The organism is Kitasatospora sp. NBC_01560, from assembly GCF_045208415.1.
GTDB lineage: Bacteria > Actinomycetota > Actinomycetes > Streptomycetales > Streptomycetaceae > Kitasatospora.
Window position 1 is genome coordinate 6,514,048 of record NZ_CP109364.1, and the last position, 14,772, is coordinate 6,528,819.

13 protein-coding genes and 1 tRNA gene are annotated in these 14,772 nt (G+C 72.6%); 7 read left to right on the plus strand and 7 right to left on the minus strand.

Going from position 1 to position 14,772, the window contains the following annotated elements:
- Positions 1–58 precede the first annotated feature (58 nt).
- Entirely contained in the window at positions 59–1,585 is a 1,527-nt protein-coding gene (locus OH807_RS28245; RefSeq protein WP_406204105.1) for an MFS transporter, read from the plus strand.
- Between the two features lie 131 nt (positions 1,586–1,716).
- Here OH807_RS28245 and OH807_RS28250 read toward each other — a convergent pair whose 3' ends face one another.
- The gene (locus tag OH807_RS28250) at positions 1,717–2,274 is read right to left on the minus strand and encodes a GNAT family N-acetyltransferase (protein WP_406204108.1); all 558 of its coding nucleotides are present in this window, start codon (positions 2,272–2,274) and stop codon (positions 1,717–1,719) included.
- A gap of 77 nt (positions 2,275–2,351) precedes the next feature.
- Here OH807_RS28250 and OH807_RS28255 point away from each other — a divergent pair, with 77 nt between their 5' ends.
- The gene (locus tag OH807_RS28255; RefSeq protein WP_406204111.1) at positions 2,352–2,972 is read left to right on the plus strand and encodes a TetR/AcrR family transcriptional regulator; all 621 of its coding nucleotides are present in this window, start codon (positions 2,352–2,354) and stop codon (positions 2,970–2,972) included.
- Positions 2,973–3,031: 59 nt separating this feature from the next.
- Here the strand turns inward: OH807_RS28255 and OH807_RS28260 are convergent, their stop codons facing one another.
- Positions 3,032–3,454 (minus strand): hypothetical protein, encoded by a 423-nt coding sequence (locus tag OH807_RS28260; RefSeq protein ID WP_406204114.1) that lies wholly within the window; start codon positions 3,452–3,454, stop codon positions 3,032–3,034.
- 481 nt (positions 3,455–3,935) lie between these two features.
- Positions 3,936–4,008, minus strand: a tRNA-Arg gene (locus tag OH807_RS28265).
- 647 nt (positions 4,009–4,655) lie between these two features.
- On the opposite strand from OH807_RS28265, the gene OH807_RS28270 reads away from it, so the two are divergent.
- The 5 genes from OH807_RS28270 to OH807_RS28290 all read left to right on the plus strand — a co-directional run bounded on the left by OH807_RS28270 (position 4,656) and on the right by OH807_RS28290 (position 10,487).
- Complete coding sequence (locus tag OH807_RS28270) at positions 4,656–5,231, plus strand: single-stranded DNA-binding protein (protein ID WP_406204117.1); 576 nt, start codon at positions 4,656–4,658, stop codon at positions 5,229–5,231.
- A gap of 347 nt (positions 5,232–5,578) precedes the next feature.
- On the plus strand, positions 5,579–7,036 hold the full coding sequence (locus OH807_RS28275; protein ID WP_406204120.1) for a Cys-Gln thioester bond-forming surface protein: 1,458 nt from the start codon (positions 5,579–5,581) through the stop codon (positions 7,034–7,036).
- A 377-nt stretch (positions 7,037–7,413) separates the two neighbouring features.
- Complete coding sequence (ettA, locus tag OH807_RS28280) at positions 7,414–9,078, plus strand: energy-dependent translational throttle protein EttA (RefSeq protein ID WP_406204123.1); 1,665 nt, start codon at positions 7,414–7,416, stop codon at positions 9,076–9,078.
- A gap of 112 nt (positions 9,079–9,190) precedes the next feature.
- The gene (locus OH807_RS28285; protein ID WP_406204126.1) at positions 9,191–9,694 is read left to right on the plus strand and encodes an acyl-CoA thioesterase; all 504 of its coding nucleotides are present in this window, start codon (positions 9,191–9,193) and stop codon (positions 9,692–9,694) included.
- A 97-nt stretch (positions 9,695–9,791) separates the two neighbouring features.
- Positions 9,792–10,487, plus strand: a complete 696-nt coding sequence (locus OH807_RS28290; RefSeq protein WP_406204129.1) for a hypothetical protein — start codon at positions 9,792–9,794, stop codon at positions 10,485–10,487.
- A gap of 60 nt (positions 10,488–10,547) precedes the next feature.
- On the opposite strand, the gene OH807_RS28295 is transcribed toward OH807_RS28290, so the two are convergent.
- The 4 genes from OH807_RS28295 to OH807_RS28310 all read right to left on the minus strand — a co-directional run bounded on the left by OH807_RS28295 (position 10,548) and on the right by OH807_RS28310 (position 14,724).
- Complete coding sequence (locus OH807_RS28295; RefSeq protein ID WP_406204131.1) at positions 10,548–10,952, minus strand: globin; 405 nt, start codon at positions 10,950–10,952, stop codon at positions 10,548–10,550.
- A gap of 192 nt (positions 10,953–11,144) precedes the next feature.
- On the minus strand, positions 11,145–12,308 hold the full coding sequence (locus OH807_RS28300; RefSeq protein WP_406204134.1) for an ABC transporter permease: 1,164 nt from the start codon (positions 12,306–12,308) through the stop codon (positions 11,145–11,147).
- On the minus strand, positions 12,305–13,156 hold the full coding sequence (locus tag OH807_RS28305; RefSeq protein ID WP_406204137.1) for an ATP-binding cassette domain-containing protein: 852 nt from the start codon (positions 13,154–13,156) through the stop codon (positions 12,305–12,307). Before OH807_RS28305 ends, OH807_RS28300 begins: the two co-directional genes overlap by 4 nt.
- Positions 13,157–13,383: 227 nt before the next feature.
- Positions 13,384–14,724, minus strand: coding sequence for an FHA domain-containing protein (locus tag OH807_RS28310; RefSeq protein ID WP_406204140.1), 1,341 nt, complete (start codon positions 14,722–14,724; stop codon positions 13,384–13,386).
- Positions 14,725–14,772: the final 48 nt, after the last annotated feature.

Sequence of the window (14,772 nt, forward strand, 5' to 3'; positions counted from 1 at the left end):
GGTGCGGCTCCGCCTCTGCCCGATCACCCGAATTCCGCGACCCGTGGGGGGACTTCCGATGGCCGCAACCGCGCCGACAGCAGCGCTGATGACGGAGCCGCAGCGCAAACTGGGCATGCTGCTCTGCCTGATCACGATCGTCCTGGCCGTGCTCGACATGAACATCGTCTCGGCGGCCACCGTGCCGATCGTCCGGGACCTCGACCCCGTCCACGGCGTCGACCGGCTGCCCTGGCTGGTCAGCGCCTTCGCGCTGGCCGCCACCGCACTGCTGCCGCTCTACGGCAAGCTCTGCGACCTGTACGGCGCGAAGCGGGTGCTGCTCGGCGCCGTCGGCACCTTCCTGGTCGGCTCGGCACTCTGCGGGGCCGCGCAGTCGATGGAGCAGCTGATCGCCTTCCGGGCCCTCCAGGGCATCGGCGGTGGCGGGCTGATGAGCGTCACCATGGTGGTGATGGCCCAGCTCAAGGACCCGGAGGAGGAGAAGGGCGGCGGCGGAGGCATGGGCGGCATCGTCGGCGGCGCCGGCATGGCCCTCGGCCCGCTGATCGGCGCGCTGCTCGCCGACCACCTCGACTGGCGCTGGATCTTCTACGTCAACCTGCCGTTCGGCCTGCTCGTCCTGATCGGTGCCGCGGTGCTGCTCAAGCTCCCGAAGGGCGCCGGCCGTCGCGGCCTGGACTTCCTCGGTGCCACCCTCGCCGCCGCGTTCGCCACCGGGCTGCTGCTGGTCACCGAGTGGGGCGGCAAGGACTACGGCTGGACGTCGCCGCAGATCGTCCTGCTGGGCCTGGGGACGCTGGCCTCGTTCGGGCTCTTCCTCCGGCGGCAGGCCACCGCCGCCGACCCGGTGCTGCCGCTCTCGCTCTTCCGCATCCCGGAGATCCGGATCGGCTTCGCGGTCCAGGGCCTGGTCGGGATGGGCCTGATGGGCGCGATCATGTACGTGATGCTCTACCTGCAGATCGCCCGCGGCGTCGCCGCCACCTCGGCCAGCCTCTACCTGCTCCCGATGGCGCTCGGCATGACGGTGATCGGTCTGGTGGTCAACCGGCTCACCGGGCGGGGCGTGCAGGTGCGGACGATCCTGGCCTCCGGTGCGGCCTGTGCCACCGTGGCCCTGCTGCTGCTCGGGTTCAGCGGCCCGGAGACCTCGCTCTGGCTGGTGCGGGCCGAGCTGGTGCTGCTCGGCGTCGGCCTCGGGCAGCTGATCGGCCAGCTCGTCAGCGTCGTCCAGGACTCCGCCCCGGCCCACCAGCTGGGCGTCGCCACCACCGGCATCCGGTTCTTCCAGACGCTCGGCAGCGCGCTCGGCGCGGCGCTCTTCGGCACCGTGCTGGCCCGGGTCTTCGAGAACGGCGAGCCCGGCACCACGCTCAGCTCGGTCGGCCGGCTGACCGGCGCCGCCCGGGTGCACGCGGTCGGCAGCTTCGTCGACGCGGTGGACGTGGTCTTCTGCTCGGCGGCCGGGGTGATGGCGCTGGTCCTGGTGCTCGCGCTCCGGCTGCCGCGGGCGGCGGTGGCGCCGGTGGCGGAGGACCGGGCGGCGGATGACCAGGCCGAGAAGCAGGCGCTCGCCGCCTGAGCCCGGCCGGTCGGGGGCCGGTCGGCACGGGGCCCGGCGGACTTCGGTCCGCCGGGCCCCCTGCGCTGCGCCGGGCGGCCGGTGCGGTGCACCGGGGGCGGTCCGGGCGCGCCGGGTGCACGGGCTGCGGGTCAGGCGGTCGGCGTGGCGGGCTTCCACTCGTGGGCGAGGATCGACCAGATCTCCGAGTCCTGGAAGACGCCGTTGACCTTGAAGGTCTCCCGCAGCGTGCCGTCCAGCGTCATGCCCAGCCGCTGGGCGAGCCCCCGGCTGCGGAGGTTGGCCGGGGAGGTGTGCCACTCGATCCGGTGCAGGCCGCGGGTGGTGAAGGCGTAGTCGATCAGGTGGCGGACGGCGGCCGCGACCAGCCCCCGGCCCTGGCCGGCGGGCTCGGTCCAGACCCCGATCTCGGCGACGCCGCTCGCCTCGCTGAAGCTCACGAACATCGTGCCGCCGATCAGCGTGCCGTCCAGCCAGATCCCGAAGAGCCGGCCGCTGTCGGCGGCCTGCCGGTCGGCGTAGCCCTGCAGGGTGGCGCGGGCGGACTCCAGATCGGTGGAGCGGTGCGCCCAGGTGATCCACGGGTTCATGTGGTCGCGGGCGCGGTCCATGTTGGCGAGGAACTCGGCGGCCTGCCACGGTTCCAGGGGGCGCAGCTCGGCGTTGTCGGCGAGCGGGACGGAGAACATCGGCGGGCCTTTCGGGCGAGGGCTTGCGTGGTGGTCGCTACATACATAACAAACGTTTGGTATGTACGATAGCCCCTATGACGCCAGCCCGTGGAGACCATGAAGCCCGGCGCCTGGAGGTCTCCGAGGCGGTCTGGCGGGTGCTCTCCTCGCGGGGCTTCGAGGGGCTGACGCTCCGCGCGGTGGCCGCCGAAATGAGCGCCTCGACCGGGCTGCTGACCCATTACTTCCCCCACAAGCGGGCCCTGGTGGCCTATGCGCTCGACGAGCTGGACCGGCGTTCGCTCGCCCGGCCGCGGCGCACCGCACCCGTCGACGGCAGCGCCCCGCCGCCGGCCGGGCTGCCCCGGCTGCGGGCGGCCCTGCTCGACATCCTCCCGCTGGACGGGCCGGCCACCGCCGGTAACCGGATCTGGGTCGGCTCGTGGGACGTCGCCCTGGCCGACCCGGAGCTGGCCGCGGCGCACGCCGCGCGGTACGCCCGGTCCCGCGCGTTGCTGGCCGAGCACGTCGCGACCGCGCAGCAGCTCGGGGAGCTGCCTGCCGCACCGCCCGCGGCGCAGCTCGCGGCGGGGGCGCAGGCCTTCGTCCTGGGGCTGGTGGTGCAGGTCCTGTTCGCGCCGGAGGAGTTCCCGCCGGCCCGGCAGGAGGAACTGCTCGACGCCTACCTCGCGGGCCTGGCCGTCCCGCTCCCGTAGGCCCGCCCGCGGTGGTCCGTCCGCGGGTCCGTCCGGGGCCCGCCCGCGGGGCGGCGCCGTCAGGAGCGGAACTGCCACCACCAGGCCTCCGTCGTCCAGGCGAGGACGACATCGCCCCGCGGGCCGTGGAGCGTGCGCCGCAGGAGCCGGCGGTCCAACTGCCCGACGACGCGGGCCAGATCCCGTCGGGCTCCACCGGGCAGCCGGCGCAGTGCCTCCTCCAGGGTGTCGCGCGCTTCGAGCAGACCGCACCCGGTGCACCGGCACGGCGCGAACAGGACCGGCCCGGGGTCCGGTGCCCGTTGTTCCCGGTCGCGGGCCAGTGACACCGCCCCGGGCCACAGGTGCCGTTCGTCCGTGATCAGGAGTGAGCCGGGCGCCCGGACGTGGTGCGCGTACCGGGCGAGCGCCGTGGCGACGGCACCGGGCCACAGGTACCGCTCCTCCGTCCGGCGAACGGCCGCCCGGGTCGGTGCGGACACCCCCCGAACCCCGGGGGTCGGCGCACCTGTTCTCGTCGGCCGCCACCGCTCGACGCGGACGGCCCTCGGGCGCCTACGCGGCATGGCCCTTTCGGATTGACGTCATGCGGGCATCCTGCCACGGCCGCCGGAGCGGGCGGTCCGGCGATTCACTGCCGGTTCGGCGGGCGGAGTTGCGCGAACGCCCGCCGGGCCCGGTGCGGGGTGCGGTGCGCGGGGTGGCTGTACGGGGTGGCTGTGCGGGGCGCGGGCGGTCCGGCGGATTCGCCGGGGGATTCCGTTCGGGGCCGACTCGTTCGCCGGGCCCGGTGGTTCGGGCGGGAGGTGCCGGTGTTTCCTGCGGGAACGATTCCGGCGGGGTGCACCACGCATTGTCACGAGTTATGTGCGTTCGGTGTGCGGCCTTTTCCGTTCGGCTTCCCGGTGACGGGGCCGGGCATAGGCCCCACCGGGGTGGTGGCCTGCGGGAATTCGGGCAGTGCGCCCCCAGCAGGATTCGAACCTGCGACCTACCGCTTAGAAGGCGGGTGCTCTATCCGCTGAGCTATGGGGGCGGGACGGACGGCGCCCTGGCGGGCGTGACCGTTGCCGGGGTCGGGCGGCGAGCGCGTGCGGCGTCCGCTGTCCGGCCCCGTACCTGAGGGTGGGGGTTGGGGGTTGGGGCCCTTGCCCTGTCAGGGGACAGGATAAGGGTGTCCAGTTCCTCGGCCGGGCGTAACAACACCGTTGCGGGTGTGTCGGCCTCGGTGGAGCGGTCCGATAATCGCAGGTGAAGGCCGTACGTGCAGCGGTCTGACGGTCTTCGGCGCCGGACGTTGTGCAGTCGTTACGGGGCTGCCGCCTCACCCGTTATGGATTCGGCACGGAGAAAGTGTCACCGTCACAGCGGGTGGGGGGTCCTATTCGGGTTCGTTCGGTCGGATGACGTGCGGGGACGGTCGATCGGTCCACCCCTGGGGGTGTCCGGGCGGGGCGGGGTCCGGATCGTTTGTTGTCATGGCCCCGTAGGATCTGGGGCGGAACCCGGACGAAACTGGCGCCGGAAGGCTGAAATTCACCCCTGCGAGTGACGCCGGTTTTCCACAGGCCCGAGTTGTCCACAGCATTTCCGAACTCCCTGGTGCGAATTTCCCGGGAAGCGCACTCTCAACTCGCACCGGTCGATTCCGTACGGTGCATCGGAGAGAACGGAGCGTGTTCTGTGAACGAGACCCGGGTGACGGTGATCGGCAATGTCGCGACCGAGGTGAGCTACGCGGAGACGGCCGGCGGGGTGCCGATGGCCACCTTCCGGCTGGCGTCGACGGAGCGGCGGTACGACCGGGAGAAGGCGGGGTGGGTGGACGGCGAGACGCAGTGGGTGACGGTGACGGCGTGGCGGGCGCTGGCGGGTCATCTGAACGACTCGTTGTCGAAGGGCGATCCGGTGCTGGTGAGCGGTCGTCTGCGGGTGCGCGAGTGGACGGAGGGCTCGGCCAGGCGCAGCCGGGTCGAGATCGACGCCCGGTCGGTCGGGCACGATCTCAGCCGCGGCACCGCGGCCTTCACGTGGGCGGCGAGCATGCGGGGCGGGTCTCCGGGAGGTGGCGAGGGGGTCGCCGACGAGGCGGTGCCGGGGTGGATCGCCAACGTACTGCACGCCCGGAAGGCCTCGGCGTTGGCGTCGGCAGGTGTCACGGCGGGCGTCACGGCGGGCGTCAAGGCCGGGGGCGCGGAGCCGGAGGTCCGGGTGGACGGTGGGGGTATCGGCAGTGACGTCCTGGTGGCCCCGGCCTGACCGGAAGGCGTCTCAACTGTCGACAAATATGTTGGTCGAGACGGTTGTTGTGCCCGTACGCGGCAATCCCGGATCGGATAACCGAAACTTCGAGACTTTCTGGCAGATCGTCAGCTTGTGACGATAGTGGGAGGGTTGATAACGATACAGATACGGTATCGTCCTGATTTCGCATGGGGGTTTGCGGGACTCCGGGGCTCAATAGGATTCGTCTGGTTCACACACGTGCAGCAGCGCCACAGGGGGCGCGGCAATGCAAGGCGGGCTGCCCATCGGCAAGGCCCGGCCCGGAGGGATCACAGATGTTCCAGAGTCAGGGGCGGAGTCTTCCCCGCATCTCCACTGTCATGCTCACGACCAGCATTGCGCTGGCCGGAGGCCTGTTCGCGGCCGGTACGGCGACCGCGGCCGACGCGCCGGGTGCAGGCGTCACGGCAGTGATCCAGCCCACCATGGAGTCCGGCGAGATCTCCGTCGACGGTCACGGCCTCCAGGGTGGTCTGTTCACCCTCAAGACGCCCAACGGCGAGATCCGGACGTACTGCATCGACATCGACCACCCGGTGGACATCACCAGTGGGGTCGAGTACCAGGAGTCGGACTGGAAGTCGAGCTCGCTCGGCGGCAAGGACAAGGCCCCGGCGGCCGCCAAGATCCGCTGGATCCTGGAGAACTCGTACCCGCAGGTCACCGACCTGACGAAGCTGGCCGCCGCGGCCGGCGTCAAGGGCGAGTTCACCAAGGAGGACGCCGCCGCCGGCACCCAGGCCGCGATCTGGCAGTTCTCGGACGGCAAGAACGCCGTCCCGAAGGACCCGCAGGCCAAGCAGCTGCGCGACTACCTGGTCAGCGACAACAACAAGGGCATCGCCGCCGAGCCCAAGCCCTCGCTGAGCCTCACGCCGGACTCGGTGTCGGGCAAGCCGGGCAACAAGCTCGGTCCGTTCACCGTGAACTCCAGCGCCTCCGAGGTGAAGCTGGCCGTCACCGGTGACGCCAAGGACAAGGTGAAGCTGGTCGACAAGGACGGCAAGGCGGTCAACGACCTGACCGGCCCGATCGCCAAGGACACCCAGCTGTTCCTGGACGTGCCGGCCGGCACCCCGGACGGCACGGCCACCGTGACCGCCAACGCCGAGACCGTGGTGCCCAGCGGCCGCGTCTTCCTCAGCAAGGGCTACACCCCGGCGAAGCACAGCCAGACCATGATCCTGGCCGGCTCCACCAAGCTGAGCGTGGTCGACGCCGCCAAGGCCGCCTGGAAGCAGGGCAAGGGCGCGCTGCTGGACAGCACCGCGCAGGTCGAGTGCGACGCCAACGGCGTCAAGGTCTCCGTCGCCAACGGCGGTGACGAGGCCGCCGACGTCACGGTGAAGCCGGGCAAGACGATCACCGTCCAGCCGGGCAAGGTCGAGAGCGTCGTCGTCCCGGTCGCGGAGGACACCGCCTACGACATCACCGTCACCGGCCCGAACGGCTTCTCCAAGGAGTTCAAGGGCATCCTGGACTGCAAGGTCACCAGCGGGACCACGCCGACCGGTACCCCGTCGGCCTCGGTGACCCCGAGCACGCCGGCCCCGACCGGCACCCCGTCGGCCACGCCGTCGGCCACCTCCACCAGCACGGCCGCCCACCCGGCCCCGGCCGCCACCAGCCCGGCCCCGGGCACCACCGGTCTGGCCCAGACCGGTGGCAATGACGCCACCCCGGTGCTCGCCGGTGTCGCCGGTGCCCTGGTCGTGGCCGGCGGTGCCGCGGTCTTCGTCCTGCGCCGCCGCGGCCGCCACGGTCGCAGCGCCGCCTGAGGCACTGCGCCGCCTGAGGCACTGCGCCACTGGAGGCACTGCGCACACCGCGCACGCCGAGGTCCTGAGCGGGTGAGGGCCTGAAACGCCCCGGCCCGGCTCCCCGCACCTGTTGCGGGGGGCCGGGCCGAGTCGCGTCCGGGGCAGGCTCTGCGCCACCGCCCGCGCCCCCTCCCGCACGACGAGAGGGGGCGCGACGCACGGCGGGCGGGGCCGCGGCGGGCCCGCTCCGGGGCCGGGCGGCCGGGCGGTGCCGCGGTCGGGAACGGCCGGATACCCCAGTGGGGCAAAGCAGGCGGTTCGGGGGTTCGGGCCGGGTGCGGCACAATGGAAGGCTGCAAGCCGAATAACTCCCGACGACGCCGGAGCGATCTCACGTGGCGGAATACATCTACACGATGCGCAAGGTGCGCAAGGCGCATGGCGACAAGGTCATCCTTGACGACGTGACGCTCAGCTTCCTCCCCGGAGCGAAGATCGGCGTCCTCGGTCCCAACGGCGCCGGCAAGTCGACTGTGCTCAAGATGATGGCCGGTCTGGAGCAGCCCTCCAACGGCGACGCCTTCCTCTCGCCCGGGTACACCGTCGGCATGCTCCTCCAGGAGCCGCCGCTCGACGAGACCAAGACGGTCCTGGAGAACGTCGAGGACGGCGTCCGGGAGGTCAAGGGGAAGCTCGACCGCTTCAACGAGATCGCCGAGCTGATGGCCACCGACTACTCGGACGCCCTGCTCGACGAGATGGGCAAGCTCCAGGAGGAGCTGGACCACGCGAACGCCTGGGACCTCGAGGCGCAGCTGGAGCAGGCCATGGACGCGCTGGGCTGCCCGCCCGGCGACTGGGCCGTGACCAAGCTCTCCGGTGGCGAGAAGCGCCGCGTGGCGCTCTGCAAGCTGCTGCTGGAGGCCCCTGACCTGCTGCTGCTCGACGAGCCCACCAACCACCTGGACGCCGAGTCGGTGAACTGGCTGGAGCAGCACCTGGCCAAGTACGCCGGCACCGTCGTCGCCGTCACCCACGACCGGTACTTCCTGGACAACGTGGCCGGCTGGATCCTGGAGCTCGACCGCGGCCGCGCCATCGGCTACGAGGGCAACTACTCCACCTACCTGGAGAGCAAGCAGTCGCGCCTCAAGGTCGAGGGCCAGAAGGACGCGAAGCGTGCCAAGCGGCTCCGCGAGGAGCTGGAGTGGGTCCGCTCCAACGCCAAGGGCCGTCAGGTGAAGTCCAAGGCACGCCTCGCCCGTTACGAGGAGATGGCGGCCGAGGCCGACAAGATGCGGAAGCTGGACTTCGAGGAGATCCAGATCCCGCCGGGCCCGCGTCTGGGCAGCATCGTCGTCGAGGTGGAGAACCTCAACAAGGCCTTCGGCGAGAAGGTCCTGATCGACGACCTGAGCTTCACCCTGCCGCGCAACGGCATCGTCGGCGTGATCGGCCCCAACGGCGCCGGCAAGACCACCCTGTTCAAGATGCTCCAGGACATGGAGACGCCGGACTCGGGCAAGGTCAAGATCGGCGAGACGGTCAAGATCAGCTACGTCGACCAGAGCCGGGCCAACATCGACCCGAAGAAGACGCTCTGGGAGGTCGTCTCCGACGGCCTGGACTGGATCAACGTCGGCCAGGTCGAGATGCCGTCCCGCGCCTACGTCTCGGCGTTCGGCTTCAAGGGCCCGGACCAGCAGAAGCCGGCCGGCGTGCTCTCCGGCGGTGAGCGCAACCGCCTGAACCTGGCGCTCACCCTCAAGCAGGGCGGCAACCTGCTGCTCCTCGACGAGCCCACCAACGACCTCGACGTCGAGACCCTCTCCTCGCTGGAGAACGCGCTGCTGGAGTTCCCCGGCTGCGCCGTGGTCATCTCCCACGACCGCTGGTTCCTGGACCGGGTGGCCACCCACATCCTCGCCTACGAGGGCGAGAGCAAGTGGTTCTGGTTCGAGGGCAACTTCGAGTCGTACGAGAAGAACAAGATCGAGCGACTGGGCGCCGACGCCGCCCGTCCGCACCGGGCCACCTACAAGAAGCTGACCCGAGGCTGACACCCAGCCGTCACAACGGCCCGGCAGACTGCCCCCCCCGGGGGCGGCCTGCCGGGCCGCGGCCCACCGCCACAGCCGTGCGGCGGGTCACCGGACGTCGAGGAGAACACCCGTGGCACGCCACATCTACGCCTGTCCGCTGCGTTGGTCCGACATGGATGCCTTCGGGCACGTCAACAACGTGGTCTTCCTGCGCTACCTGGAGGAGGCCCGGATCGACTTCATGTTCACCCAGGCCGCCGCCGCCGGTGCCGGGGAGTTCGCGGGCGGCTCGGTGGTGGCCCGCCACGAGATCGACTACAAGCGTCCGCTGGTGCACCGGCCCGAGCCGGTCACCATCGAGACCTGGGTGACCAAGATCGGCGTCGCCTCGCTGACCGTCGCCTACGAGATCAAGGACACCGCCGAGGACGGCACCGAGACGGTCTACGTCCGGGCGTCCACCGTGGTCGTCCCCTACGACCTGGCCGAGGGCCGGCCGCGCCGGATCAGCGCCGTGGAGCGGGAGTTCCTCGGCCGCTACACGGACGAGCGGGGTACCGACCAGCGCGCCGGGGGTGAGCGCGCCGAGGGCGAGCGCAGCCGGGACGCGCAGCCGGTCGGCGCGGCGGCCTGAGGCCGCGGGCCCGGCCCGGCGCCGGCCCCGCACCGGCCCCGTCCCCGCACCGGCCCCTCACGACCACCCGACAACAACGGATTCGAGCTGACACGCGTTGACCGGTACCGCCCCCCTCGCCCTCGCCGACACCGGGGAGGCCGCCGACCTGAGCGCCTTCCTGGTCCGCCTGCTCCGCTTCGACCGGGCGGCGGCGGTACGGCTGCAGGCAGTGGCGCGGCCGGACGGCGACGACGGCGTGGTGGCGGTCTTCGGGCGGCTGCCGCTGGGCGGATCCGGCGCGCTGGCGATCCGCACCGCACGGCTGGCCGGGCTCGGCGGGCCGGTCGACCGGACCGTCTCCGCCGGACAGTTGCTGGACGGCCTCGACGACCGGGCGAACACCGTCGCCCTGCCCGCGCCCGTCACCGGCCCGGCCTGGGCCGGTCTGCTCCCGCCGCGCACCGGCTGGCGCCTGCTCGGCGAGCCGCCGGTGGAGCGGGTGCACCCGGAACTGATGGCCGCCGTCCGGGAGTTCCGCGAGCGCAGCGAGGCCGTGCCGGCCCACCACCGGACCCGTGCGGTGCTGGACGCACTCGCCGACGAGATCTGGTCGCGGCCGGTGACCGTGCTGCCCGAGCTGCCGCTGCGGGCCGCGCACGCGGCCTACGTGATCGGCTTCCTGACCCCGGACGCCCTGCTGACCGTGCACCGGGCCGGTGGCTGGCTGCGGTTGAGCGCCCCGGCCGGTTCGGTGGCGGTCCGTACGGCGGCCGCGCCCGGTGCCGGCCTCGGGCTCAGCCCGCTGCGCTGAGCCGGACACCCCGGGCGCGCAGCGCCCGCCCCGGCCGCCGGGCTGCCGTGCCCGGCCCGCTCAGCCCTCGGTGTTCACCATCGAGGCGGCGGCGTAGGTGAGGTAGTCCCAGAGCTGACGCTCGGCGTCGGCCGGCAGCGCCAACTCGTCCACCGCCGCCCGCATGTGCTTCAGCCAGGCGTCGTGCGCCGCCCGGTCCACCCGGAACGGCACGTGCCGCATCCGCAGCCGCGGGTGACCGCGCTGCTCGCTGTAGGTGCGCGGGCCGCCCCAGTACTGCATCAGGAAGAGGACGAGGCGCTCCTCGGCGGGGCCGAGGTCCTCCTCGGGGTACATCGGCCGCAGCAACTCGTCCTCGGCGACGCCCTGGTAGAACCGGTGCACCAGCCGCCGGAAGGTCGGCTCGCCGCCGACCTGGTCGAAGAAGGTCTCCTCGCTGAGCGTGCCACGCCGGATCTCTTTCACCCGACCATGGTCGCAGACACCGGCGGGGCCGTACACCGGGGCCTGAGGACCAGGACTCCCGGCGTACGGCCCCGCGGGCCGGTGATGTGGGCCGGTGATGTGGGCCGGTGGCGCGGGCGCGGGCGCGGGCGCGGCCGCTGCGCGTTCGCGGCTGGGCCGCGCGTCGGCGGGTGCGCTAGGCGCCGGTGGTGGCTACGCGTCCTCCCAGCGGAAGAGCCGCCAGGCGATCGCGGTGAAGACGGCGGCGAAGAGCAGCAGGCCGCCCATGGTCGGCAGCGCGTCCATCACGCCGCCGCCCCGGGAGAGCACCGTCTGCGAGGCGCTGACCAGGTGCTTGAGCGGCAGCGCCTCGGAGACGGCCTTCAGCCAGCCCGGCATGCCGTCGGTCGGGAAGAAGGAGCCGGAGAGGAACGACATCGGCAGCACGATGATCTGCGAGATGCCGTTGGCCGCCTCCTCGGTCTTGGCGATCGCCCCGGCGAGCAGGCCGATCGACATGAAGGCGACGGTCGCGCAGACCACCAGCGGGATGATCAGCCACCAGTTGCCGGTGAGCTTGAGCCCGAAGAACGGCGTGGTGGCGAGCGCCAGGAAGATGGCCGTCTGGGTCAGCGCGGTCAGCACCGAGACGGCGATCCGGGAGGAGACGATCGCCCCGGCGCTGACCGGGGCCAGCCGCAGCCGGCGCAGCACCTTCTTCTGCCGCCAGGACACCAGGGTCAGCGCGGCGCTGAAGACCGCGCCGGTGGCCACCGCCCAGCCGAGCAGGCCCGGGGTGAGGAACTGGATCGGCTTCAGCGACTCGTCCTCGACCCGGCTCGCGTCCAGCGTGAAGGCCGGCGGCTTTCCGCTGGCGGCCTGGTTGGCCTGCTGGACCACCGAGTTGACGATGCCCTGGACGGAGCCGGCCCGGACCTGGTCGGCGGCGCTGAAGCGAAGCTCGATCTTGCCGTCCGGGCCCTGCTTGATCAGCGCGTCGAGGTCCCCCTTGCGGACCTTCTCCAGCGAGGCGGCCTCGTCGTCGCTCCGGCTGATGGTCAGGACCTTCTCCAGCTCGGCCCGGCCGTCGCCCTGCACCGCGTCCAGGACCTGGACGGAGCCGACCTGCACCACCTTGGCGTGCGGGCTGCTGGCGCCCTTGAGCAGGGTGCCGAACAGCAGCAGGAACATCAGCGGGAAGAGCAGGACGAAGAAGACGGCGGACTTGTCGCGCAGGAAGGCGACCAGCATCACCCGGGAGAGACTGGCGAAGGCGCTCACCCGCTCGCGCTCCGGCTGCCCGTCGGGCGCCGAGGGGGTGGTGGCGGGCTTCCGCTGGGACGGCACGGCCGCCGTCCCGGTCTGTTCGGCGGTCATGCGCGGTACTCCCGTCCGGTGAGCTGGAGGAAGACGTCCTCCAGGGTGGCGCCGCGGACTTCGAGGCCGCGCAGCGCGTTCTGCTCGGCCAGCACGGAGAGCACCGGGGCCGGGAGGTGGGTGGCGACGACGAGCGAGACGCCGTCGTCCTCGATCGAGACGACCTCGGCGTCGACGGCGGTCAGCAGTTCGCCGGCCCGCTCGGCGGTCAGCAGGCCGGACTCGACGCTGATCCGCACGGTGTCGTCGATCTCGCGGATCAGAGCGGCCGGCGCGCCGGTCTTCAGGATCCGGCCGTGGTCCATGACCGAGACGCGGTCGCAGAGCACCTCGGCCTCGTCCAGGTAGTGGGTGGTCAGGACGACGGTGCGGCCCTCGGCGTTGATGGCCCGGAGGAGGTCCCAGAGGTTGCGCCGGGCCTGCGGGTCGAGGCCGGTGGTGGGCTCGTCCAGGAAGACCAGCTCGGGGTCGTGGACGAGCGCGCAGGCGATGGAGAGGCGCTGGGCCTGGCCGCCGGACATCTTGTCGGTCATCACGCCGGCCGACTCGGTCAGGCCGACCCGCTCCAGCATGGCGTCCGCCCGCCTGGGCCCGACGCCGTAGAAGGAGCCGAAGGTACGGATGGTCTCCCGCGCCGTCAGTTTGTTGAAGAAGGCGGAGGCCTGGAACTGCACGCCGATGCGCGGCAGCAGTTTCGGGTTGCGCGGCCAGGGCGCCAGCCCGAGGAGTTCGATCCGGCCCTCGTCGGGCTTGCGGATCCCCTCCAGGATCTCCAGTGTGGTCGTCTTCCCGGCGCCGTTCGGCCCCAGGATTCCGTAGAACTCTCCGGCCTCGACGGTGAGTGACACTCCGTCAACGGCTTGAACATCCCCGTACCGCTGACGGATACCGTCGGCGGATATAGCTGCAGTCATGTGCCCTGAGGGTAGGGGCAGCGGGGTGACTTGTGCACGTCCGCGCGCGCGATTCGCGGTCCGGGCCGGCTGGATGCTGCCGGCGCGGGGGACGCGGCAGGGCCGGGCGGGAGTCGAACTCCCGCCCGGCCCTGAGCACTTGCGTGGCCTGCGCGGACGGCTCAGGCGCGGTGCAGGGTGATCGTCGTCCACGCCCCGATGTGGATCCGGTCGCCGTCGTTCAGCGGGATCGCGGTGTGCGGGGTGACCGACTCGCCGCCGCCGTTCATCGTGGTGCCGTTGGTGGAGTCCTGGTCCACCAGCACCCAGCTGCCGTCGGGCTGCTCGGCGAGCAGCGCGTGCTGGTGCGAGGCGCCCGGGTCCTCCGGCGGGACGGAGAGGTCGATCTCGGGCACGGTGCCGCGGTGCTGGCTGCGCCGGCCGATCCGCAGCTGGCCGCGGCCGGTCAGCGGGATCCGCCGCTCGGGGCAGTACGGCGGGAAGAACAGGCCCGCCGCCTCCGGCCCGCTGCGGGCCATCATGTCGGTGAAGTAGTCGCGGTCGGCCGAGACCACGGCGATCCAGTTGGCCCGGACCGCCTCCGGCTGCGGCGCGCCCTGGCCCGGCGCACCCTGCTGGTGCTGGGCCTGCTGGTGCTGGGCCTGCTGCGGCGACTGCGGCTGCGGCTGCGGCGGGACGGGCGGGGCCAGGTTGAACGAGGTGCCGAACTCACCGCCGCGCCCGGTCGGGCCCGGCTGCGCGTAGACCGGGCCGGAGTCCTCGCGCGGCAGCGGCTCCGGGTAGGACGGCTCGGGGTAGGACGGCTCCGGGTACGAGGGGGCCGGGTAGCCGGGCTCCTGGTAGGGCGTCTCCTGGTAGGGCGAGCCGGCCGCCGGCGGGTAGCCGTAGCCGGACGCCGCCCCGCCCTGGGCCGGCTGCGGCTGGGCGTGCTGCTGCGGCTGCTGGGAGTGCTGCGGCTGGGCCGGCGGGAACGGCTGCTCCGGCGCGTACGGCTGCTCCGACGGGTACGGCTGCGGCGCGTGCTGCTGGGCGCCCGGGCCCGGCTGCTGCGGGCCGCCGTACGCGGCCGGGATGTTCAGCGGGGCCGGCGCCGGGGCGGGCCCGGGCACCGGGGCCGCCGGGGGCCGGCGGTGCGAGGGCGCGGAGAGGTCGTAGTCGTACCCGCACTCCTCGCAGAACCGCCCGGTCTGCGGGCTGCGGCAGATCGGGCAGACCACCAGGCCCTCGGTGAGGTCCGGGAAGCCCTGGCCGGCGGGCGGCGGGCCGGGCGGTACCGGTCCGGGCACGGGTGCGGGGCCCGGCTGCACCGGTCCGCCGTACGGCGGACCGCCGTGCGGGCCGTGGCCGGGATGCGCGGGCGCGCCGTGCGTGCCGTGCGCCCCGGGCGCGCCCGGGAGCGAGCCCGGCGGCGGCGGGACGGGCGGCGGCGGCGTCATCGGGAAGCCGCAGAAGTCGCACCAGTCCTCGGCCTGCGACTCATGCCCCCTCGGGCAGATCGGCATCAGGTCCCCCTCAATTCCAGCCAGCTGGGGCAGCGTCCGGCCGGGCCC

Coding starts and splice junctions, on each gene's coding strand:
- OH807_RS28245 (WP_406204105.1), top strand. CDS start 59: ATGGCCGCAACCGCGCCGACAGCAGCGCTGATGACGGAGCCGCAGCGC.
- OH807_RS28250 (WP_406204108.1), bottom strand. CDS start 2,274: ATGTTCTCCGTCCCGCTCGCCGACAACGCCGAGCTGCGCCCCCTGGAA.
- OH807_RS28255 (WP_406204111.1), top strand. CDS start 2,352: ATGACGCCAGCCCGTGGAGACCATGAAGCCCGGCGCCTGGAGGTCTCC.
- OH807_RS28275 (WP_406204120.1), top strand. CDS start 5,579: ATGCTCACGACCAGCATTGCGCTGGCCGGAGGCCTGTTCGCGGCCGGT.
- OH807_RS28300 (WP_406204134.1), bottom strand. CDS start 12,308: ATGACCGCCGAACAGACCGGGACGGCGGCCGTGCCGTCCCAGCGGAAG.
- OH807_RS28310 (WP_406204140.1), bottom strand. CDS start 14,724: ATGCCGATCTGCCCGAGGGGGCATGAGTCGCAGGCCGAGGACTGGTGC.